The 21309-nt window shown below is 62.8% G+C and carries 19 protein-coding genes; 1 reads left to right on the forward strand and 18 read right to left on the reverse strand.

Features of this window, described 5'->3' with window-relative positions:
* Positions 1–119: 119 nt before the first annotated feature.
* The gene (locus PQR53_RS36110) at positions 120–605 is read left to right on the forward strand and encodes a DciA family protein (protein WP_408464978.1); all 486 of its coding nucleotides are present in this window, start codon (positions 120–122) and stop codon (positions 603–605) included.
* An 80-nt stretch (positions 606–685) separates the two neighbouring features.
* Here the strand turns inward: PQR53_RS36110 and lpxC are convergent, their stop codons facing one another.
* The 18 genes from lpxC to coq7 all read right to left on the reverse strand — a co-directional run bounded on the left by lpxC (position 686) and on the right by coq7 (position 21263).
* The gene (gene lpxC / locus PQR53_RS36115) at positions 686–1603 is read right to left on the reverse strand and encodes a UDP-3-O-acyl-N-acetylglucosamine deacetylase (protein ID WP_179734554.1); all 918 of its coding nucleotides are present in this window, start codon (positions 1601–1603) and stop codon (positions 686–688) included.
* A 287-nt stretch (positions 1604–1890) separates the two neighbouring features.
* On the reverse strand, positions 1891–2394 hold the full coding sequence (locus tag PQR53_RS36120) for a peroxiredoxin (RefSeq protein WP_408464980.1): 504 nt from the start codon (positions 2392–2394) through the stop codon (positions 1891–1893).
* A 247-nt stretch (positions 2395–2641) separates the two neighbouring features.
* A complete protein-coding gene (ftsZ, locus tag PQR53_RS36125) occupies positions 2642–3841 on the reverse strand; it encodes a cell division protein FtsZ (protein WP_179734558.1) in 1200 nt (399 codons plus the stop codon).
* 132 nt (positions 3842–3973) lie between these two features.
* Positions 3974–5206 (reverse strand): cell division protein FtsA, encoded by a 1233-nt coding sequence (gene ftsA, locus PQR53_RS36130; protein ID WP_007180311.1) that lies wholly within the window; start codon positions 5204–5206, stop codon positions 3974–3976.
* A 27-nt stretch (positions 5207–5233) separates the two neighbouring features.
* Positions 5234–5986, reverse strand: a complete 753-nt coding sequence (locus PQR53_RS36135; RefSeq protein ID WP_408464982.1) for a cell division protein FtsQ/DivIB — start codon at positions 5984–5986, stop codon at positions 5234–5236.
* A 24-nt stretch (positions 5987–6010) separates the two neighbouring features.
* Positions 6011–6952, reverse strand: coding sequence for a D-alanine--D-alanine ligase (locus PQR53_RS36140; RefSeq protein WP_408465012.1), 942 nt, complete (start codon positions 6950–6952; stop codon positions 6011–6013).
* Positions 6953–6957: 5 nt separating this feature from the next.
* Positions 6958–8361: a UDP-N-acetylmuramate--L-alanine ligase gene (gene murC / locus PQR53_RS36145; RefSeq protein ID WP_408464984.1), complete on the reverse strand. Its 1404-nt coding sequence runs from the start codon at positions 8359–8361 to the stop codon at positions 6958–6960.
* On the reverse strand, positions 8358–9476 hold the full coding sequence (gene murG / locus PQR53_RS36150; RefSeq protein ID WP_408464986.1) for an undecaprenyldiphospho-muramoylpentapeptide beta-N-acetylglucosaminyltransferase: 1119 nt from the start codon (positions 9474–9476) through the stop codon (positions 8358–8360). Before murG ends, murC begins: the two co-directional genes overlap by 4 nt.
* Positions 9473–10753, reverse strand: a complete 1281-nt coding sequence (gene ftsW, locus PQR53_RS36155) for a putative lipid II flippase FtsW (protein WP_408464988.1) — start codon at positions 10751–10753, stop codon at positions 9473–9475. Before ftsW ends, murG begins: the two co-directional genes overlap by 4 nt.
* Positions 10750–12264, reverse strand: coding sequence for a UDP-N-acetylmuramoyl-L-alanine--D-glutamate ligase (murD, locus tag PQR53_RS36160; RefSeq protein ID WP_408464990.1), 1515 nt, complete (start codon positions 12262–12264; stop codon positions 10750–10752). The genes ftsW and murD overlap by 4 nt, the downstream gene beginning before the upstream one ends.
* A 23-nt stretch (positions 12265–12287) precedes the next feature.
* On the reverse strand, positions 12288–13457 hold the full coding sequence (gene mraY, locus PQR53_RS36165; RefSeq protein ID WP_093645262.1) for a phospho-N-acetylmuramoyl-pentapeptide-transferase: 1170 nt from the start codon (positions 13455–13457) through the stop codon (positions 12288–12290).
* 17 nt (positions 13458–13474) lie between these two features.
* Complete coding sequence (locus PQR53_RS36170) at positions 13475–14902, reverse strand: UDP-N-acetylmuramoyl-tripeptide--D-alanyl-D-alanine ligase (RefSeq protein WP_408464992.1); 1428 nt, start codon at positions 14900–14902, stop codon at positions 13475–13477.
* Positions 14899–16461, reverse strand: a complete 1563-nt coding sequence (locus PQR53_RS36175; protein ID WP_408464994.1) for a UDP-N-acetylmuramoyl-L-alanyl-D-glutamate--2,6-diaminopimelate ligase — start codon at positions 16459–16461, stop codon at positions 14899–14901. The genes PQR53_RS36170 and PQR53_RS36175 overlap by 4 nt, the downstream gene beginning before the upstream one ends.
* Positions 16458–18323, reverse strand: coding sequence for a peptidoglycan D,D-transpeptidase FtsI family protein (locus tag PQR53_RS36180; protein WP_408464996.1), 1866 nt, complete (start codon positions 18321–18323; stop codon positions 16458–16460). The genes PQR53_RS36175 and PQR53_RS36180 overlap by 4 nt, the downstream gene beginning before the upstream one ends.
* Positions 18320–18670 (reverse strand): cell division protein FtsL, encoded by a 351-nt coding sequence (ftsL, locus tag PQR53_RS36185; protein WP_408464998.1) that lies wholly within the window; start codon positions 18668–18670, stop codon positions 18320–18322. The genes PQR53_RS36180 and ftsL overlap by 4 nt, the downstream gene beginning before the upstream one ends.
* A complete protein-coding gene (rsmH, locus tag PQR53_RS36190) occupies positions 18667–19620 on the reverse strand; it encodes a 16S rRNA (cytosine(1402)-N(4))-methyltransferase RsmH (RefSeq protein WP_408465000.1) in 954 nt (317 codons plus the stop codon). Before rsmH ends, ftsL begins: the two co-directional genes overlap by 4 nt.
* A gap of 15 nt (positions 19621–19635) precedes the next feature.
* Positions 19636–20064, reverse strand: a complete 429-nt coding sequence (mraZ, locus tag PQR53_RS36195; protein ID WP_006053203.1) for a division/cell wall cluster transcriptional repressor MraZ — start codon at positions 20062–20064, stop codon at positions 19636–19638.
* Positions 20065–20630: 566 nt separating this feature from the next.
* Positions 20631–21263, reverse strand: coding sequence for a 2-polyprenyl-3-methyl-6-methoxy-1,4-benzoquinone monooxygenase (gene coq7 / locus PQR53_RS36200; protein ID WP_408465002.1), 633 nt, complete (start codon positions 21261–21263; stop codon positions 20631–20633).
* Positions 21264–21309 lie beyond the last annotated feature (46 nt).

A 21309-nucleotide genomic window follows, 5' to 3' on the forward strand; every position in this document is an offset into this window, starting at 1 on the left:
CCGGAGGCCCGCCGCAGCGACCTCTGGCGGTACGCATTGAGGCGGGTCCGCGTGCATCCCGCGCGGTACAATCGCGGCGTGAACGCACATCGGGTGCGAACACGCCGTCACTATCGAACATGAGCCGCATTCCGTCCTTTTCAAGGCCGCCGTCCAAGCAGTTCAACGCGCGCCGCCCGCAGCCCGTTGCCGAAGTGCTCAATCGCACCGACGCGTTCGTGGCCCTGCGCGCGGGCGTCGAGCAGATTGCGGCGCTCGAAAAAGATCTGCGCGCTTTGTTGCCCGACTATCTGGCGACCAGCGTGGAGCCGAGCTTCATCAAGGAAGGCGTACTGGCCCTGTTTGCCGGGCACAACGCGCTGGCCGCACGCCTGCGCCAGATTGAGCCGCGATTGCTGGCGGATCTGCAGCAGCGCGGCTGGCCGGTCAATGCGTTGCGGATTCGCGTGCGGCCCCAGCCTTTGAAGGAGCCGCCACCGGTCAAGCAGGCGCGCATGACGCCGGTCGGCGCGGACGCCTTGCTTGCGCTCTCCGAATCGCTCGCGCCCTCGCCGCTGCAGGAGGCTTTGGCGAAAATGGCAGCGCGGCATCGGAGAAATCGCTGAACAAAAAATAAGCGGCCCAGTGGGGCCGCTTATTTTTCATCCATTTGCTTCGGACGAATCATCCGAAGCTGCTACGCAAATCACGCAAACGCCGTTTGCGTTTCGTACGCGAAGCCACGCGGCGCCTTCTGCGTGTCCTCGAACGTGACAACTTCGTACGAATCCTCATGCGCCAGCAATTCGCGCAGCAGGGCGTTGTTCAGACCGTGACCCGACTTGTACGCCGTGTACGACGCCAGCAACGGATGGCCAACCACGTACAGATCGCCGATCGCGTCGAGCATCTTGTGCTTCACGAATTCGTCGTCATACCGCAGACCGTCGTTATTCAGAATGCGGTATTCGTCGAGCACGATGGCGTTATCCATGCTGCCACCGCGCGCCAAACCGAGTTCGCGCATCATTTCCACTTCATGCGCAAAGCCGAACGTCCGCGCCCGGGCAATTTCCCGCACATACGACGTATTGGCAAAATCCACTTCCAGCGCCTGGCCAGTTTTATCCACGGCCGGATGACGGAAATCGATGGTGAATTTGAGCTTGAAACCGAAATACGGATCGAGACGCGCGAATTTATCGCCGTCGCGAATTTCAACCGGCTTGGTGACCTTGATGAATTTCTTCAGCGCGTTCTGTTCTTCAATACCGGCCGACTGAATCAGAAACACGAACGAACCCGCACTGCCGTCCATGATCGGAATTTCTTCAGCGGTCACGTCGATATAAAGATTATCGATACCGAGGCCTGCGCATGCGGACATCAAATGCTCGATGGTCGACACGCGCGCGCCGTCTTTTTGCAATACAGAAGCCAGACGTGTATCGCCAATCGCTAACGCCGACGCAGGAATGTCCACCGGCGTGGCCAAATCCACGCGCGAAAACACAATGCCCGTGTCCGGCGCCGCCGGGCGGAGCGTCAGGTCGACTTTGCGGCCAGAGTGCAGGCCAATGCCGACTGTCTTGACGATTGATTTGATTGTGCGCTGCTTCAACATGGTGATCTTCTATTCGATTGAAAATCCCAATCGGGACTTTTTATTCCATAGCGCGAAGTATACTCCAATACCCTAAGAAGCGTCTTAGCGCGGAACGTATCAATCTGTTTCGCTGCATTACCCATTGGGCGCCCGTCAGGGAAGCGTGACGGGCCGATGTCCGGAACGGAGGCGTTTCCGGTCATCGGCCCGCGTAACGGCCTGTCACAAAAGCGTCTTATGCACCGTTGCCCTGATACAACGCGTTTAACCGCGCAGGCTCGAGGGGGCATTCAACGCAAGCGCAACTAGCTCAACGTCGCGAGGATACTCGCCGCATCGCTGACTTCGAATTTGCCGGCAGCCTCGACGTTCAACGTCTTGACCACGCCGTCGTCGACAACCATCGCGTAGCGCTGGGAACGGATTCCCATGCCACGCGCCGACAAATCCTGCTCAAGACCGAGCGCCCGCGTGAAAGCCGCACTACCGTCCGCCATCATGCGCACCTTGCCCGAGGCGTGCTGATCGCGTCCCCACGCGCCCATTACGAACGCGTCGTTGACGGACACGCACCAGATCTCGTCGATGCCGGCCGCGCGCAACTGCTCGGCATGCTCGATGTAACCCGGTACATGTTTGGCCGAACAGGTCGGCGTGAACGCGCCGGGCAATCCAAAGATCACCACGCGTTTGCCTGCCGTCTGCTCGCGCACGTCGAAGCTGTTAGGCCCCAGCGTGCAGCCCGCCCGCGCGTCTTCGACGAACTCGAAGAGCGTCGCGTCGGGTAGCTTTTCACCTGCTTGAATCATGCTCAGTCCTTTGCATCGATGCGAAGCACGCTCGCACGTCGTCGTGTCGCAGTGAATTCAGCGTCTGCCCAACAACAGGCTCGGCCCGGCGACAACCGCCCCATCCGCTTCGCGAATCCGAAGAGGGCACTCGTCCTTGCCGCGAATCTGACGATACGCGGCCTGTTCGCCGTTCACCCGCCACGCTCGTGCATTCGTCCGCCAACACCGCTAAAAACAGCGCGACGACGAAAGCCCGCTCACGCGCTCAGTCCGCCTGCTTGCGCAGGAATGCCGGAATGTCGTATGTGTCGACGCCCTTTTCCTGCAACGCCTGCACGTGCGAAGCCGCCGTATCGCGCGACTGGCGCCACACAGCGGGCGCATCCAGCGCGCCGTAATCGGCCGTGCTTGCATGATGCGACGACGACGGCGCGTAAGCAGCATGCGCGCTGACCGGCTGGTTGTCCGTACCGGTGCGCAGCAGCGTCATCGGTGCCGATTGCTGCTTCTTCGCCGCACGGCCCAGACCCGTTGCCACGACCGTCACGCGCAGCGCGTCGCCCATGGCATCGTCGTACACCGCGCCGAAAATCACGGTTGCGTCTTCTGCAGCATAGCTCTTGATCGTGTTCATCACTTCGCGCGTTTCCGACAAACGCAGCGAACGGCTCGACGTGATATTGACCAGCACGCCACGCGCGCCCGACAGGTCCACCCCTTCCAGCAGCGGGCTGGCAACAGCCTGCTCAGCGGCCAGACGCGCGCGATCGACACCGGCAACCGTCGCCGTGCCCATCATCGCCTTGCCCTGCTCGCCCATCACCGTCTTCACGTCTTCGAAGTCGACGTTCACCAGACCGTCGACGTTGATGATTTCCGCGATGCCGGCAACTGCGTTGTTCAGAACGTCGTCTGCGCACTGGAAGCACTTGTCCATCTCGGCGTCATCGCCCATCACCTCGAACAGCTTGTCGTTCAGGACGACGATCAGCGAGTCGACGTGATCCTCCAGTTGCTGCGAACCCGCTTCTGCGACGCGCATCCGCTTGCCGCCTTCGAATTCAAACGGCTTGCTGACCACGCCAACAGTCAAGATACCCATTTCCTTGGCGATCTGCGCGACCACCGGTGCTGCGCCCGTGCCCGTGCCGCCGCCCATGCCGGCGGTGATGAACACCATGTGCGCGCCGCGCAGTGCGTCGGCGATGCGCTCACGTGCTTCTTCGGCTGCCGCGCGGCCCATTTCCGGCTTGGCGCCGGCGCCCAGACCCGTGTTGCCGAGCTGGATCACCGCCGAGGCGCGCGAACGCGATAGCGCCTGCGCGTCCGTGTTCATCACGATGAAGTCGACGCCTTGCACGCCTTTGTTGATCATGTGCTGAACGGCATTGCCGCCAGCGCCACCTACTCCGATCACCTTGATGATGGTGCCGTTCGTTTCGGTTTCCAGCATCTGGAATTCCATGTTGCCTCCGTCAAGATAAAAAATTACAGCCACTTCGGCCGTTTTTCGGCAGGAGATCGGGCAACCTCCTGTCGCGCGCCAGTCGCCGGCACTAGCGCGTATTCAGATAAAACCGTTCAAACCAGAAATTCGTTAGAAGTTGCCGAGGAACCAGTCTTTCATTCGCGTGAAGACCTGGCCCATCGACCCCGACTGCACCGCGACCTTGCGGCCGCGCATCCGTTGCGAGCGTCCTTCGACGAGCAGGCCCATCGCCGTCGAATAACGCGGGTTACGCACCACGTCAGCCAGACCGCCCGCGTATTCCGGCACGCCGATGCGCACCGGCTTCAGGAAAATGTCTTCGCCGAGTTCGACCATGCCGAGCATCATCGACGCGCCGCCGGTCAGCACCACGCCGGAGCTCAGCAGTTCCTCGTAACCCGACTCGCGCACCACTTGCTGCACCAGCGAAAACAGCTCTTCGACACGCGGCTCGACCACCGCGGCCAGCGCCTGACGCGACAGCGTGCGCGGACCGCGCTCACCCAGACCCGGCACTTCGATCATTTCGTCCGGATCGGCGAGGGCTTGCTTCGCAATGCCGTAGTCGACCTTGATGTCTTCCGCGTCCGGCGTCGGCGTGCGCAAGGCCATCGCGATGTCGCTCGTGATCTGATCGCCGGCGATCGGAATCACCGCGGTATGGCGAATCGCGCCTTCGCTGAAAATTGCAATATCCGTCGTGCCGCCGCCGATATCGACCAGCACCACGCCGAGTTCTTTCTCGTCTTCCGTCAGCACCGCCAGCGACGACGCCAGCGGCTGCAAGATCAGATCGTTCACTTCGAGCCCGCAACGGCGCACGCACTTGACGATGTTTTGCGCCGCGCTGACCGCGCCGGTGACGATATGCACCTTCACTTCCAGCCGGATGCCGCTCATGCCGATCGGCTCGCGCACATCTTCCTGACCGTCGATGATGAATTCCTGCGTCAGGATGTGCAGCACCTGCTGATCGGTCGGGATGTTGATCGCCTTCGCCGTCTCGATCACGCGCGCGACGTCCGTCTGCGTGACTTCCTTTTCCTTGATCGCCACCATGCCGCTGGAATTGAAGCTGCGGATATGGCTGCCGGCGATCCCGGTAAATACATTCGTGATCTTGCAATCGGCCATCAGCTCGGCTTCCTCGAGCGCGCGCTGAATGGATTGCACGGTGGCTTCGATGTTCACCACCACGCCTTTCTTGAGCCCCTTCGATTCGCTCTGGCCGAGGCCGATCACCTCGTAGTGACCCTCGCCCTTCAACTCGGCGACGATGGCCACAACCTTCGACGTCCCGATGTCGAGGGCGACCAGCAGATCTTTATAGTCTTTACTCATAGCGTGCTCATTGCGTGTGATGTCCGTTTACTTCTTGCCCTTGTCGGGTTCGGTGATAAAGCGCATCCCTGCCGCGCGAATCGCGAAACCGTTCGGATAGCGCAAGTCCGCATACTCGATATCCTTTCCCCAACGTTGCGTCACCGCGTTCCACGCCGCGGTCAGGCGCTTGCTGCGATCCAGCAGCGTGTCCTGATTGCGTTCGCGCCCAAGTTCCACCTGCATGCCGTTCGAGAGCTTCACCGTCCATGCGTAGCGCGGCGACAGCGTGACTTCATCCGGCGTCGCGCCCAGCGGCGCAAACCACTTCTTGAAGTCGCTATACCGCGCGACGACTTCTTTTGCCGTGCCGTCCGGGCCGTCGAACGCGGGCAGATCATCTTCGAGCTCGCCCTGGTTCGCGGTGAACAGCTCGCCGTCGACGCTCACCAGCTGATCGCTGCCCCACGTTCCCAGCGGTTTGTACTCTTCAAGCGTGACAGCCAGTGCATTCGGCCAGACCCGCCGCACGCTCGCGTGACGCACCCACGGCATCTGCTCGAATGCCTGACGCGCGACATCGAGATCCACCGTGAAAAAGTTGCCCTTCAAGCGCCCGACTACGCCGGCGCGCACCGTCGGCGAATTGATGTGCTCGGTGTCGCCATCGATCTGGATTTCGCGCAGTGCGAAATTCGGCCGCTGGATCAACCAGTAACCCCCTGCCGCCAGCAGCACGAGCACCAGCAACGCATGCAATGCGCTGGCGGCGAGATTGAGCTGGCGAACGTTGTTCCACATGGTGTTGCTTTCGGGTTGCCCCGGTTAGTCCTTCAGCGTCAGCGCCAACACGCTGACAACCAGTTGCTGATAGCTGATGCCCACCGCACGCGCGGCCTTCGGCGGCAGCGAGTGATCAGTCATGCCAGGCGCCGTGTTCACTTCAAGGAAATACGGATTGCCGGCGGCGTCGAGCATGAAATCGGCGCGGCCCCAATCAGTGCAGCCGAGCACGTCGAACGCGCGGCGCGCCAGCACTTTTAGACACGCCTCCTCGGCCAGCGCCAGACCGCACGGAATCAGGTACTGCGTGTCGTCGGCGATGTACTTCGCGTGGTAATCGTAGAACTCGCCGGCCGGCACGATACGGATCACCGGCAGGTCGAGATCCCCGGCGATGCACGCGGTGTACTCGCCGCCGCCTTCAATGCTCTTTTCCACCACGACGATCCTGTCGTACTTGACCGCTTCGACGAGCGCCGCCGGCAATGCGTCGGCGCTTTTTACCTTGATCACCGCGACGCTCGAGCCTTCGCTGGCCGGCTTCACGAACAGCGGCAAACCGAGCTTCGCCACGATGTCCTGCGCGCGTGCTTCGTAGTCGTCGCCGCGCAGCACGGCTTCGAACGGCGGCGTCGGAATGCCGAGTTGCTGCCACACGAGCTTGGTGCGGAACTTGTCCAGACCAAGCGCCGAGCCAAGCACGCCGCTGCCGGTGTAGCGAATCCCGTAGAAGTCGAGCGCGCCCTGGATCTGGCCGTTCTCGCCATAACCGCCGTGCAGCGCGTTGAACGCGCGCACGAAGCCTTCGTCCTTCAACGCGGCGAGCGGACGCTCGGCCGGGTCGAACGGATGCGCGTCGATACCGGCGTCGCGCAAACCTTGCAGCACAAGGCGGCCGGAATTGAGCGACACCTCACGCTCGGCGGAGTCTCCACCGAGCAGCACTGCGACTTTACCGAATTGTTTCGGATCGATACCGCTCATCTCACTCACACCTTCGTCTCTTGCGCGAGGCGACCCGGCACACCGCCGATCGAACCCGCGCCCATCGTGATCACCACATCGCCGTCGCGCACCACTGCTGAGAGCGCGTCCGGCACTTCATCCACCGTATCGACAAACACCGGTTCGACCTTGCCCGCCACACGCAGCGCGCGCGCGAGTGCACGGCCGTCCGCGGCGACGATCGGCGCTTCGCCGGCCGAATAGACTTCGGTCAGCACGAGCGCGTCGACGGTCGACAGCACCTTCACAAAATCTTCGAAGCAATCGCGCGTGCGTGTGAAGCGGTGCGGCTGGAATGCCAGCACCAGACGCCGCCCGGGAAATGCACCGCGCGCCGCCGCCACCGTGGCCGCCATTTCAACCGGGTGATGGCCGTAATCGTCGACCAGCGTGTACGCGCCGCTTGTCTTGTCTTCGTTGATCACCGGCACTTCGCCATAGCGCTGGAAGCGCCGGCCCACACCGGTGAAATCCGCCAGCGCTCGCTGGATATCGGCATCTTTCACTTCAAGTTCAGTCGCAATTGCAATTGCGGCCAAAGCGTTCTGCACGTTGTGCTCGCCAGGCAGGTTCAAGACGATGTCGATCGGCGCCGCGTCTTCACGCATCGCCGTGAAATGCATCTTGCCGCCACGTGCTTCGACATTCACCGCGCGCACTTGCGCGTCCGGTGCAAAGCCGTAGCGGATGATCGGCTTCGACACGAACGGCAGAATCTCTTTCACGTTCGGATCGTCGACGCACAGCACCGCGATCCCATAGAACGGTAGGCGATGCGTGAATTCGATGAACGCCTGCTTGAGCCGCGCGAAATCGTGGCCGTAGGTATCCATGTGATCGGCGTCGATGTTCGTGATGACTTCGATCACCGGGAACAGATTCAGGAACGACGCATCCGACTCGTCCGCTTCGGCGACGATGAAGTCACCGGTACCCAGCCGCGCATTAGCGCCCGCGCTGATCAGGCGCCCGCCGATCACAAAGGTCGGATCGAGCCCGCCCGCGGCCAGCACGCTCGCCACCAACGACGTGGTCGTGGTCTTGCCGTGCGTACCCGCAATCGCGATACCCTGCTTCAGCCGCATCAGTTCCGCTAGCATCACCGCGCGCGGCACGATCGGAATACGGCGATGACGCGCGGCCAGCACTTCGGGGTTATCGCTACGCACCGCCGTGGAGACGACCACCGCATTCGCGCCTTCAATGTTCTCCGCCGCGTGGCCGATCGCGATCCGCGCGCCGAGCGCGGCGAGACGATCGGTGATCGCGTTGCTCGACAGGTCCGAGCCGCTCACCTGATAGCCGAGATTGACCAGCACCTCCGCGATGCCGCTCATGCCGACACCGCCGATGCCGACAAAGTGAATGTGTTTGACGATGTGTTTCATTGCTTTCCTTCTGGGCTCGCGCCCGAAATCGAACCCGCCACAGTCGCGCAAATCTGCGCGACCTGTTCCGTGGCGTCGGGTTTCGCGAGCGAGCGCGAACGCTCCGCCATCTGCGCGAGGGTCTCTCGCGTCTGGCTGCGCAACCAGTCGGCGAGTGTTTCCGCCGACAGATCGCGTTGCTGCACGACCAGCGCCGCGCCGTTATCGGCGAGGAACGCTGCATTAGTGGTTTGGTGATCGTCTACTGCAAAGGGGAACGGCACGAAAAACGCCGCCACCCCTACGGCTGAAATCTCCGACACGGTCATTGCGCCCGAGCGGCAGATCACCAGATCCGCGTTCGCGTACGCACTCGTCATGTCGTCGATGAAGGGCACGAGCTCTACGTCAGCACCGGCTTTCAGGCCTGCTGCCGCGTAGTTCTCACGCAGCGCTTCAATATGCTTCGCGCCCGCCTGATGCACGATGCGCGGACGTTCGTTCGGCGCCAGCAGCGCAACCGCGCGCGGCACCACTTCATTCAACGCCGCCGCACCCAGACTGCCGCCCACCACCAGCACATTCAACGGACCGCTGCGTTGCGCGTAGCGTGCTTTGGGTGCAATTGCGCGCGCAAGTTCCGCACGAATCGGGTTTCCGGTCCATTCGCCGTGCGGCAGCGCATTCGGGAACGCAACCAGCACGCGTTTGGCGACTTTCGCGAGCACCTTGTTCGCGAGGCCCGCAATCGAGTTCTGTTCATGCAGTACCAGCGGACGGCCGCTCAACGCGGTCATCAAACCCGCCGGGAACGTGATGTAGCCGCCCATGCCGAGCACGACGTCCGGCTTCACGCGACGCAGCACGCTCAAACTCTGCGAGCAGGCGCGCAGCAGGTTCAGCGGCAGCATCAGCTTGGTCTTCAGACCCTTGCCGCGCAGTCCGCCGAAGCGCACGTATTCCATCGCGATGCCGTGCTTAGGCACCAGCGTGGCTTCCATGCCCGCGGGATTGCCGAGCCATACGACCTTCCAGCCCCACGCCTGCATCAGGTGCGCGACCGCGAGCCCCGGGAACACGTGTCCCCCGGTGCCGCCGGCCATCACCATCAGCGTGCGTTGTGCCGCAGCGGTCATACCTTCCCTCCCCGCATCAACACCCGGTTCTCGTAGTCCACCCGCATCAACACCGCCACCGCCACGCAGTTCAGCAAAATGCCCGAACCGCCGTAACTGACGAGCGGCAACGTGAGACCTTTAGTCGGCAGGAGCCCAAGGTTCACGCCCATGTTGATAAAGGTCTGCGCGCCGAACCAGATGCCGATGCCCTTCGCCACCAGTCCCGCGAATGTGCGGTCGAGTGCGAGCGCCTGACGGCCGATCTCGAACGAGCGGCGCACGATCCAGTAGAACATCAGAATCACGACGAGCACGCCGACAAAACCCAGTTCCTCGCCGATCACCGCGAGGATGAAGTCGGTATGCGCTTCCGGCAAATAGTTGAGCTTCTCGACACTGCCGCCGAGACCGACGCCGAACCACTCGCCGCGTCCGAAAGCGATCAGCGAGTGCGTCAATTGGTAAGCCTTGCCCTGCGCGTAACGGTCGTCCCATGGATCGAGGTAGGCGAAAATCCGCTCACGGCGCCACGGCGACGCCCACACCAGCAAGCTGAACGTGCCGACCGCGGTGGCCACGAGGCCGCCGAACAGCTTGCCGTTCACGCCGCCCAGAAACAGCACGCCCATTGCGATCGCGGCGATCACCATGAACGCGCCCATGTCCGGCTCGAGCAGCAGCAACGCGCCGACGAGACCCACTGCAACCGCCATCGGCAGAAAGCCCTTGGCGAAGCTCTGCATGTATTCCTGCTTGCGCACCGTGTAGTTCGCCGCGTAGATCGTCACGGCGAGCTTCATGATTTCCGACGGCTGCATGTTCGTGATGCCAAGCGGAATCCAGCGGCGCGCGCCGTTCACGCCCTTGCCGACGTGTGGAATCAGCACGATCACCAAGGCGAGCAGCGAAATCAGGAAGAGCTTCGGCGCGTATTTATCCCACGTCGAGATCGGAATGCGGAACGACACGACGCCGATCACCGAGCCCATCACCACGAAAATGAGCTGGCGCACGAGGAATGCGTAGTCGCGGTACGACGCGTACTTCGGTGAATCGGGCATCGCGATCGACGCCGAATACACCATCACGACGCCGAGGCCGAGCAGCGCGACGACCACCCACAGCAGCGAGTGATCGTAGTCGAGCATCCGCGAGCGCAGCGGACGCACGCCGTTGACAGCGCTCGCAAGACCGCTGCCGCCGGTGCGGCTGGAAGCGCGGCTTGCGCCGCCCGCATCGCCATTGCCGGCGCGGGCGCCGGCAAGGCTCGAACCGAAACGTTCCGACCAGCTCATATCATTGTCCCCCGTTCGGCCGCGATGTCTTCCACCGTGCTGCGGAACACCGCCGCGCGATGTGCGTAACCCTTGAACATGTCGAAGCTCGCGCAAGCCGGCGACAGCAGCACGGCGTCCCCCGGTTGCGCCAATGCGGTGGCGGACCGCGTTGCTTCCTCGAGCGTTGCGTGATCGGTCATCGCGATCCCGGTGTCTTCCAGCGCGGCGCGAATCTGCGGCGCATCACGGCCGATCAGCATCACGGCGCGGCACCAGCGCATCACCGGTGCGGCAAGCGGTTCGAAATCCTGACCCTTGCCGTCGCCGCCGGCAATCAACACCGTGCGTTGCGCGAGACCGTCGAGCGCGGCAACCGTCGCGCCGACGTTGGTGCCCTTGCTATCGTCGACGTAATCGACGCCTTCAATCGACGCGATCAATTCCACGCGATGCGGCTCACCCCGGTATTCGCGCAGACCGTGCAGGAGCGGCGCGCCAGGCAGACCGATGGCGCGCGCCAGCGCATACGCGGCCAACGCGTTCGCGGCGTTGTGCAGACCGCGAATGCGCAGCGCGTCGGCCGGCATCAAACGTTTGAGCGCGATGTTCTTCGGCGCCGCCACTTCGTTCTTGCGCCGGCGCGTCGGCGCCGGCTCGTCGCTGGCGTCGCGATCGTGCGCTTCGACCAGCCAGACCATGCCGTTGTCACGCAGCAGACCATAGTCGCCGTCGTTCTTCGGTTCGGTCACGCCGAACGTGATCATCGCAGCGTCACTTTCTGCGGAAGGCGTGAGCGCCATCACCCGGGAGTCGTCGCGATTCAGCACGCGCACGGTTTGTGTACCGAAGATGCGGCCCTTCGCGGCGGCGTAGGCGTCGAGGCCGCCATGCCAGTCCAGATGGTCCTGCGTGATATTCAAAACGACCGCCGCATCCGGCGTAAACGTGTGCGCGGTTTCCAGCTGGAAGCTCGACAGTTCCAGCACCCACACATCGGGCAACGCGGTGTTGTCGATCGCTTCGCTGAGTTTGTCCAGCGCGGCCGGGCTGATGTTGCCCGCCACCGCGACTTTCTTGCCGGCGCGTTCGCACAAAAGACCGGTCAGGCTCGTGGTCGTGGTCTTGCCATTGGTACCTGTGATCGCGATCACCTTCGGCACATAACCGCTTTCGCCAAGCGTCTTCAACGCCTGAGCGAAGAATTCGAGTTCGCCCCACACAGGGATGTCTTGCTCGCGCGCTGCCGTGATCAACGGCAGCAGGTCGGCGGCGAGCGGCGACAAGCCCGGGCTGATCGCCACGAGTTCCACGCCTTCGAGCAGCACCGGCGAAAACGGGCCGCCGACGAATTCGGCATCGACGCTGTGCGCTTCCAGCGCGGACAGGTTCGGCGGCACCTCGCGCGTATCGGCCACACGCAGCCGACAGCCGTGCCGCGCGCACCAGCGCGCCATTGCGAGACCGGATTCACCCAATCCCAGCACGAGCACCATCGGCTTTTGCCGATCCCGAAACTTCTCGCCAAACATCGCCTGCTTCCCCTAAATACGACTTAACGCAACTTGAGCGTGGACAACCCGAACAGGCACAACATCAACGTGATGATCCAGAAACGCACGACCACCTGCGTTTCCTTCCAGCCCGACAGTTCAAAGTGGTGATGCAGCGGCGCCATCTTGAACAGACGCCTGCCTTCGCCGTAACGGCGCTTGGTGAACTTGAACCACGTCACCTGCAACATCACGGAGAGCGTCTCCGCGACGAAAATGCCGCCCATGATGAAGAGCACGATTTCCTGGCGCACGATCACCGCCACCGTGCCGAGCGCGCCGCCCAGCGCCAACGCGCCGACGTCGCCCATGAACATCTGGGCCGGGTGGGTGTTGAACCAGAGAAACGCGAGCCCTGCCCCGCCCATCGCCGAACAGAAGATCAGCAACTCGCCCGCACCGGCGATATGCGGAAACAGCAGGTACTTCGAGTACACCGAGCTACCCATCACATAAGCGAACACGCCGAGCGATGCGCCGACCAGGACGACCGGCATGATCACGAGGCCGTCGAGACCGTCGGTGAGATTGACCGCATTGCTCGCGCCGACGATCACCAGATACGTCAGCACGATGAAGCCCCACACGCCGAGCGGATAGCTGATCGATTTGACGAACGGCAGCATCAGGTCGGCGCGCGCCGGCAGGCCCATCGACAAGCCGCTGCGCACCCAGGCCATAAACAGATCGAACACCCGCACGTTGCTCGCTTCGGACACGCTGAACGCGAGATACACCGCTGCGAACAGGCCGATCACCGACTGCCAGAAATACTTTTCGCGCGACGACATTCCACGCGGGTCCTTGTAGACCACCTTGCGGTAATCGTCGACCCAACCGATCACGCCGAAACCGAACGTGACCAGAATTACGATCCAGATGAAACGGTTGGTCAGATCGGCCCACAACAGCGTCGCCACGGCGATACCGAGCAGAATCAGCACCCCGCCCATGGTCGGCGTACCGGATTTGACCAGGTGCGTTTGCGGACCGTCTTTACGAACGGCCTGGCCGACCTTCATCGCGGTCAGCTTGCGGATCACCGCCGGGCCACAGACGAGCCCGATCAGCAGCGCGGTGATGGTGGCCATCACCGCACGGAAAGTCAGATAACTGAACACGCGCAAGAAGCTTGCGTCATTCTGCAGCCATTGCGCCAGCGCCAGTAGCATGCTTCGGTCCTTCTATTTCAATGTGCAGCGGGCGTGTTGCCCGCTGCGTTAGGTTGTGGACTCGTTACGGCGTCCACCACGCGCTCCATTTGCATGAAGCGCGAGCCTTTCACGAGAAGCGTTGCAGCAGCGCCGAAACCGGCTTGCTGCAATTGCGCGACCAGCGTGCCGACGTCGGCTACGTGATGCGCGCCCGCGCCGTACGCGGTGCAGGCGTCGCGCGCGGCGTCGCCCATCGCGTACAGCGCGTCGATACTGCGTTCCCTGGCGTACGCACCGATCTCGCGGTGAAACGCCGGGCCGTTGTCGCCGACTTCGCCCATGTCGCCCATCACCAGCACGCGTGGCGATTCGCGTGATGCGAGCACGTCGATCGCCGCACGCATCGAATCGGGATTCGCGTTGTAGGTGTCGTCGATCACGGTCGCGCCGGCGAGCGTGCCGAGCGATGCCTGCTTCACCTGCAAGCGGCCTTTCACCGCACCGAACGATTCGAGGCCGCGTTTGATCGCGTCGAGCGATACGCCTGCGGCGAGCGCTGCGGCAGTTGCGGCCAACGCGTTGTGCGCGTTGTGGTTGCCGAGCACCTGCAATGTCACGTCGACGCGGCCTTCCGGCGTGTCGATGCTCAGACGGTTGCCGGCGAACCTGCCCTTGACTGCGGCTTCAGTGTTGCGTTCGTCGGCGTTCAACGCGAAATCGACGATGCGGTTGGCGGTCGCAGCGACGCGCCAGATGCTCGCGTACGCGTCGTCTGCCGGGAACACCGCGACGCCTTCCGGCCTGAGCGCGTGAATCACACTCGCATGCTCGAGCGCGACGGCTTCGACCGTCGACATGAATTCCTGATGCTCGCGCTGGGCGTTGTTCACCACCGCGACGGTCGGCTCGGCGATTTTCGCGAGCAGCGAGGTCTCGCCCGGATGGTTCATACCGAGTTCGGCTACGGCCAGTTGATGCGAGGCATGCAGACGGAACAGCGTGAGCGGCAAGCCGATGTCGTTGTTGAAGTTGCCGGCAGTCGCGAGGCGTGCGTCAGCGCCAACCGCGGCGGCGAAGATCGACGCGATCATTTCCTTGACCGTCGTCTTGCCATTGCTGCCCGTCACGGCGACGAGCGGCATGCTGAATTTGCGCCGCCAGCCGCGTGCGAGCGCGCCGAGACCCACGCGCGTATCAGTGACGCGCAAAGCGGGCACGCGCAAAGCGTCGGGCGTGCGCGAGACCAGCACAGCCGCGACGTTGCGCGAGGCGACTTCCGGCAGGAAATCGTGCGCGTCGAAACGATCGCCTTTGATCGCGACGAACAGATCACCGGGACCGGCGCTGCGGCTATCGGTCGACACGCGTTCGAACACCACGCTGTCGTCACCCAGCACGGTTGCGCCGGGGATCAGCGCGGCGGCTTCACGCAGCGAGAACATCGCGACACCTGGCTGGGTCATTCGCCACCTCCGCGTGCGTGTGTTGCCCGTGCGGCAAGCGCAAGGCGGGCATGGTCCTGATCGGAGAAAGCGCGCTTCTTACCCATGATTTCCTGTGTTGCTTCATGCCCCTTGCCGGCCAGCACGATGACGTCTTCACGTGCAGCGCTGCGGATCGCTTGCAGGATCGCGCTCGCGCGGTCCTCGACGCGACGCGCCTTCGATGCGTCTGTCATGCCCGCGGCGATCTGCTCGATGATCGATTGCGGATCTTCGCTGCGCGGGTTGTCGCTGGTGACGACCACACCGTCCGCGAACTTCTCGGCGATTGCGCCCATCAGCGGACGTTTGGTCGCATCGCGATCGCCGCCGCAGCCGAATATGCAGATCAGTTCGCCGCCACGCGCGGCTGCCATCGGGCGTAGCGCTTCGAGTGTCTTTTCCAACGCGTCCGGCGTGTGTGCGTAGTCGATGACGACGAGCGGCTCGTCATTCTGCAAGCGGCCACCCAGACGTTGCATGCGGCCATTGACCGGCTCGAGTTTCGCGAGTTCGGCCAGCGCGGCGTCGAACGGCATCTCGGCGGCGAGCAATGCGCCAAGCACGCCGAGCAGATTGCTGACGTTGAATGCGCCGAGCGTTTGCACTTCGACTTCGGCGTTGCCCCAGTCTGAGGTGGTCAGGTGAAAGGCGGTGCCGGTGGCCGTGGCGCGCACGTTCGAGGCAAGCAGTAATGCATCGGCTTGCGACGCAACGGCGCCCGGCGAATCTTTCGGCGCTTCGTCGAGCCCGTAGGCGAACGTGCGTGCATGCCCCTTCGCGCTCGCGAGCAGACGGCGGCCGGCGGCATCGTCGCGATTGATCACCGCGGCGCGCAGTCCCGGCCACGCGAACAGACGAGCCTTGGCGGCTTCGTAGGCTTCGAACGTGCCGTGATAGTCGAGGTGGTCTTGCGTGAGATTCGTGAACACGGCGATATCGAACGCGGTGCCATTCACGCGGCCTTGATGCAGCGCATGCGACGATACTTCCATCGCCACCGCCTGAGCACCGGCGTCGCGCAACTGCGCGAGACTGCGCTGCAGTTGCGGCGCGTCAGGCGTCGTGAAGCCGGTGTGGACGAGTTGACCCGGCAGACCCGTGCCCAGCGTGCCGATGATCGCGCAACGTTTGCCGAGCGCGGTCAGCGCCGCGGAAATCCATTGGCTGCACGAAGTCTTGCCGTTCGTCCCGGTGATGCCGATCGCCAGCATTGCGTCGCTCGGATCGTTATACCAGGCGCTCGCAATCGAACCGGCGAGTTCGTTCAACGCCGGCACCGCCAGCGTCGTGGACGGATCGATCGCGCCGCTAAAACCTTCGGGCTGAACCAGCACGGCTGCCGCGCCACGCTCGATCGCGCCGTCGATGAACGGGCGGTTGTCCGCGCCGTCGACCGCGTAGGCGAAAAACGCGTCGCCGGCCGCAAGCGAACGTGTGTCGGCATGCAGATGCGCGCCTGGCTGCACGCGAGCGTGCAGCCAGTTGAGCGCGTCGGCGATTTGCCGGTGCGCTGGATGCTTCTTGCGCAGCGCGCTCATCGCACGACTCCGGGATGGCTTTTCGCGTTGGCGGAGATCGTCATCTTCTTCGCGCCGGCGCTGGTGGACAGTTTCTTGACCGTTGCGGACGAAGGCGGTGCGCCCGGTGCGGCAGGCGCTGAATCGTCGGACACCACCATCTGCTTGACCGGCATATCCGGCGGCACATTCAACGACCGCAGCGTATCGCCGACGATCGAAGAGAACACCGGGCCCGACACCTGACCACCAAAGTGACTGCCCGCCGTCGGTTCGTCCACCGACACGGCCACGACGATGCGCGGATTCGGCATCGGCGCCATGCCGACGAACGATGCGCGGTACTTGGAATGGTCGTAGCCGTGGGCGCCATGCTTGTATGCGGTACCGCTCTTGCCGCCGACGCGGTAGCCCGGCACGGCGGCATCCGGCGACGTGCCGCCCGGGGCCGTGACCGTTTCGAGCATTGCGCGCACTTCGCGAGCGGTGGTGGGCGCGAAGATTTGCGGCCCCGTAGCCGGCTGATCGCCAGGCGTGCGGAAAATCGACACGGGCATGATCTCGCCGTCATGCGCGATCGCCGTGTATGCGCGGCCAAGCTGGAACAGCGACACTGACAAACCGTAGCCGTACGACATGGTCGCCTGCTCGATGCGGCGCCAGCTCTTCCACGGACGCAGACGGCCCGCCACCGCGCCCGGGAATCCGACCTTCGGCGCCTGGCCGAGACCGATGCTGGTGTACATGTTCCACATCTCTTCGGGCTTGAGCTGCATGGCGATCTTCGTCGCACCGATGTTGCTCGACTTCTGGATCACGCCACCCACCGTCAGCACGCCGAACGCGCTGTCGTCGGTAATCGGCGCACCGTCGAGCACAAAGCGGCCCGGCCCCGTGTCTACCAGTGTAGTCGGCGTGACGCGGTGCAGGTCAAGCGCGAGCGACACCGTGAATGGCTTCATGATCGAGCCCGGCTCGAAAGTGTCCGTGAGAATGCGGTTGCGCAACTGATCGCCCGTGAGGTGCGAACGGTCGTTCGGGTTGTACGTCGGGTAGTTGACCAGTGCCAGCACTTCGCCGGTCCGCACGTCGATCACCATCGCCGCGCCGGCCTTCGCCTTGAATTTCTCGACGGCCGCTTTCAGGTTCGTATAGGCGATGTACTGGATCTTGCTGTCGATCGAAAGATCGACATCCTGGCCGTTGTGCGGCACGACCTGCTCGTCCACATCTTCGATGATGTGACCCATGCGGTCTTTGATGACGCGGCGACTGCCCGATACGCCGACCAGCAACTTCTGGTCGCCGAGTTCGACGCCTTCCTGGCCTTCGTCTTCGACATTGGTGAAGCCGATCAGGTGAGCCGTGATCTCGCCTTCCGGATAGAAGCGCTTGTACTCGTCGCGTGCATAAATGCCGGGGATGTCCAGTGCCGCGACTTGTGCGGCGACGTCGACCGGCACCTGGCGCTTCACATAGACGAAGTTCTTGTCCTCCGACAGCTTGGCGCGCAACTCCTTGTTCGTCATGCCGAGCAGCTTGCCGAGCTGGCTCAGCTTGTCGGCGCCGAGGTCGTCGGGCACGGATTCCGGAATTGCCCAGATCGCGCGCACCGGCAAGCTCGTGGCGAGCACGAGACCATTGCGGTCGAGAATCTTGCCGCGCGTGGCCGGCAGTTCAAGCCGGCGCTGATAGCGGATTTCACCCTGCTTCTGATAGAACGCGTTGCCCGGACCTTGAATCCAGAAGGCGCGCGCGGTCAGCGCGACGAACGCCATGAAGAGCATGAATACGACGAGTTTCGAGCGCCACATCGGCAGGCGCACCGACAGAATCGGGTTCGCTGAAAAGGCGACGCTCTTGCGAGTCGACGATTTTTTCATCGCACGCCTCCGCGACGAGTCACGACCGGCGCCGAGGCTGGGCCGGAAGTCGGGATCGGCGCGTCCTCAGCCTTGGCCGCGCCCGGATCAAGCGTCAGATACTGGGTGCGACCGGTGCTGACCGCTTGCATCTTCAGCGAATCGGTGGCGAGCTGCTCGATGCGCGACGTCTTCGACAGCGCGCTCTGTTGATACTGAAGCTGGGAATAATCCTGCTGCAGCTGGTGCTCCTGCGATTGCGCGCGCTGCAACTGGATAAAGATCTGACGCTGCTGATTAGTTGCATTGACGACAGACAAAGCGCAGCCCATCAGGATCATCAGCAGGAAGATATTGAGGCGATTCATGGTGCGATCCGCTCCGCCACGCGCATCACGGCAGAACGGGCACGCGGATTCGCGGCGACTTCAGCGTCGCTTGCGAACACGCGGCCAATGATTTTGAGCGGAGGGCTCGGCAGATCGACTGCGCGAATCGGCAGACGGCGATCCACCGCAGGCGTACTGGCGTGCGCCTGCATGAATCGCTTGACGATCCGGTCCTCGAGCGAATGAAAGCTGATGACCACCAGCCGCCCCCCTTGCTCCAACAGCGACATCGCTGCTTCTAAAACGACTTGCAGCTCCGCAAGCTCTTGATTGATGTGAATCCGTATAGCTTGAAAGGTGCGGGTTGCCGGATCCTTGCCCTTCTCACGGGTTTTGACGACGTTAGCCACGATTTGGGCAAGCTCGCCCGTGCTGACGAGAGGCCCAAGACGGTCGGACTCTGCCCGGCGAGCAACAAGCGCCTTTGCAATCTGAAAAGCAAACCGTTCTTCCCCATAATCTCGTATCACCTCCGTCAGTTCCTGCACCGTGGCCCGCGCCAGCCAGTCAGCAGCAGACTCGCCGCGCGTCGGGTCCATCCGCATGTCGAGCGGGCCGTCGGCGCGGAAGCTGAAACCCCGCTCCGGATCGTCGACTTGCGGCGACGACACACCCAGATCCAGTAAAACGCCCGACACCCGCCCTACCCCGCGCTCCGCAATTGCGTCACGCAGTGAAGCAAAACTCTCGTGCACGATGCCAAAGCGCGGATCGACAATCTGCTGCGCCGTGGCGATGGCGAGCGGGTCTTTGTCGAACGCAATCAGACGCCCCGCTTCACCGAGCTTCTCCAGCACCAACCGGCTATGACCGCCGCGCCCGAACGTACCGTCCACATACACGCCGTCCGCGCGCGTCACCAGCGCATTGACCGCCTCATCCAGCAGCACCGTGCGATGCTGCAATTCGTTTCCCATCGCAGGTGCCATATTTGTAGTCCGCGATCAGAACGTGAAATTCTTTAACGCTTCGGGCATGCCCTCGGCGATCGCTGCCTGTTCCTTTGCTGCGTAAATTTGTGCGTCCCACAACTCGAAGTGACGACCCATGCCAAGCAAGGTCACTTCCTTTTCCAGCGAGCCGGCCGCACGCAATTCCGGCGACACGAGCACCCGGCCCGCGCCGTCCATATCGACGTCCATGGCGTTGCCGAGAAAAATGCGCTTCCACCAGGCCGCGTTCATAGGCAGCTTGTCGACCTTGTCGCGGAAGATCTCCCACTCCGGACGCGGAAAGAGCAACAGGCAGCCGTCCGGGTGCTTGGTGATCGTCACCCGGCCCTCTGCCTGTGTTTGCAGCGCATCCCGATAGCGAGAGGGAATCGACATCCGCCCTTTCGCATCGAGCGTCAGCGCCGACGCCCCTTGGAACACTTCGCTCTCCCTGTCGACCGGAGTTAGCGCTTCAGCGCTTTACTCCGGTCCATGCAGTCCGCTGCGGTCGATCCGAGTTAGCGCTTTAGCTGTCGGCCCGAGTTAGCGCTTTAGCGCTTACTCGGGCCCCATGCAGAGCACTTACTCAGGTCCCATGCAACTTAGTTGCTCGCGGCGTTTTTTGCGCCAGCTGCCCGATTCGTGAAAATCTACCCCAAACTGCCCGTGAGATCACACAAAAATACACTTTCTCACACTGTCTCCCACTTTAGAGGAACGCTAAACGGGGGTCAAGGGAGATACGCGCTTTTCGAGCGGATTTTGTTTGTAAGAACAAGGACTTAGCGTGACTCCTTCACGTCAGACATAAAACGGAAAACCGTTATAAATGAATGAGCTAGTGAAACTTGTGAAGGTGATACGTGAAAAGTGCGGGGGAAAGGCGCGGAATGTAAGAGATCGTGAAGCGGGATCGGGAGGTGTTGGCTGGGGTTCCGGTACTTCGGGCGGATGGCGCGCGAGGCGCCATCCCACTTTCAGGCGGTGTGTGAGCAGAGGTCTCGGACTTATATGTAATAGGCGGTCCGTGTCATGACTTTCGACACCGCGCGCATCAGGGCTCGCGCGGGGAAAGGCAACTCGACGCCGCCCGCGTCCATGGCGGATTTACCGTGCTGGGCCTCGTCCACGCGCATCTGTTCGACGATTGCACGCGACTCGCGGTCGGCTGCGGGCAACTGATCCAGATGGCTGTCCAGATGCTGTTCGACCTGGCGTTCGGTTTCCGCCATGAAGCCGAGACTCACCCGGTCGCCCAGCCGGCCTGCCGCGAGGCCGATTGCCAGCGAACCTGTATACCAGAGCGGGTTCAGGAGGCTTGGACGCGAATCGAGCGCTTCGAGGCGTTTGGCGGTCCACGCCAGATGATCCTCTTCCTCGATGGCTGCGTGAGTGAACACGGCTCGCAAAGACGACGACCGGGTAGCAAGTTTCTGAGCCTGGTAAAGCGCTTGGGCGCACACCTCACCCACGTGATTCACCCGCATCAAGCCGGCCGAATGCGCGCGTTCCGCAGGCGAAAGCTCCGCAGACTCCGCGGCCAATTCTTGCGGAACCGGCAACGGACGACTCATCCGTGAGACGCCGGTCATTGAGCGTAAACCCCGATCAAACTCGCTAATCAACTCGTCCAGAAACATTCAGCACTCCCTGATTCGACAACCATCCGGCCGCGCTGCCGGGTCC

Source organism: Paraburkholderia fungorum (genome assembly GCF_046027605.1).
GTDB lineage: Bacteria > Pseudomonadota > Gammaproteobacteria > Burkholderiales > Burkholderiaceae > Paraburkholderia > Paraburkholderia fungorum_F.

Bases quoted from the DNA above. Each gene is read 5' to 3' on its own strand.
- ftsZ (WP_179734558.1), bottom strand. From the start codon at position 3,841: ATGGAATTCCAGATGCTGGAAACCGAAACGAACGGCACCATCATCAAG.
- PQR53_RS36120 (WP_408464980.1), bottom strand. From the start codon at position 2,394: ATGATTCAAGCAGGTGAAAAGCTACCCGACGCGACGCTCTTCGAGTTC.
- PQR53_RS36140 (WP_408465012.1), bottom strand. From the start codon at position 6,952: ATGAGCGGTATCGATCCGAAACAATTCGGTAAAGTCGCAGTGCTGCTC.
- PQR53_RS36110 (WP_408464978.1), top strand. From the start codon at position 120: ATGAGCCGCATTCCGTCCTTTTCAAGGCCGCCGTCCAAGCAGTTCAAC.
- PQR53_RS36170 (WP_408464992.1), bottom strand. From the start codon at position 14,902: ATGACCCAGCCAGGTGTCGCGATGTTCTCGCTGCGTGAAGCCGCCGCG.
- ftsW (WP_408464988.1), bottom strand. From the start codon at position 10,753: ATGAGCTGGTCGGAACGTTTCGGTTCGAGCCTTGCCGGCGCCCGCGCC.
- mraY (WP_093645262.1), bottom strand. From the start codon at position 13,457: ATGCTACTGGCGCTGGCGCAATGGCTGCAGAATGACGCAAGCTTCTTG.
- murC (WP_408464984.1), bottom strand. From the start codon at position 8,361: ATGAAACACATCGTCAAACACATTCACTTTGTCGGCATCGGCGGTGTC.
- rsmH (WP_408465000.1), bottom strand. From the start codon at position 19,620: ATGGCACCTGCGATGGGAAACGAATTGCAGCATCGCACGGTGCTGCTG.
- ftsL (WP_408464998.1), bottom strand. From the start codon at position 18,670: ATGAATCGCCTCAATATCTTCCTGCTGATGATCCTGATGGGCTGCGCT.
- PQR53_RS36135 (WP_408464982.1), bottom strand. From the start codon at position 5,986: ATGTGGAACAACGTTCGCCAGCTCAATCTCGCCGCCAGCGCATTGCAT.
- lpxC (WP_179734554.1), bottom strand. From the start codon at position 1,603: ATGTTGAAGCAGCGCACAATCAAATCAATCGTCAAGACAGTCGGCATT.
- coq7 (WP_408465002.1), bottom strand. From the start codon at position 21,263: ATGTTTCTGGACGAGTTGATTAGCGAGTTTGATCGGGGTTTACGCTCA.
- murG (WP_408464986.1), bottom strand. From the start codon at position 9,476: ATGACCGCTGCGGCACAACGCACGCTGATGGTGATGGCCGGCGGCACC.
- ftsA (WP_007180311.1), bottom strand. From the start codon at position 5,206: ATGAGTAAAGACTATAAAGATCTGCTGGTCGCCCTCGACATCGGGACG.
- PQR53_RS36180 (WP_408464996.1), bottom strand. From the start codon at position 18,323: ATGAAAAAATCGTCGACTCGCAAGAGCGTCGCCTTTTCAGCGAACCCG.
- PQR53_RS36175 (WP_408464994.1), bottom strand. From the start codon at position 16,461: ATGAGCGCGCTGCGCAAGAAGCATCCAGCGCACCGGCAAATCGCCGAC.
- murD (WP_408464990.1), bottom strand. From the start codon at position 12,264: ATGTTTGGCGAGAAGTTTCGGGATCGGCAAAAGCCGATGGTGCTCGTG.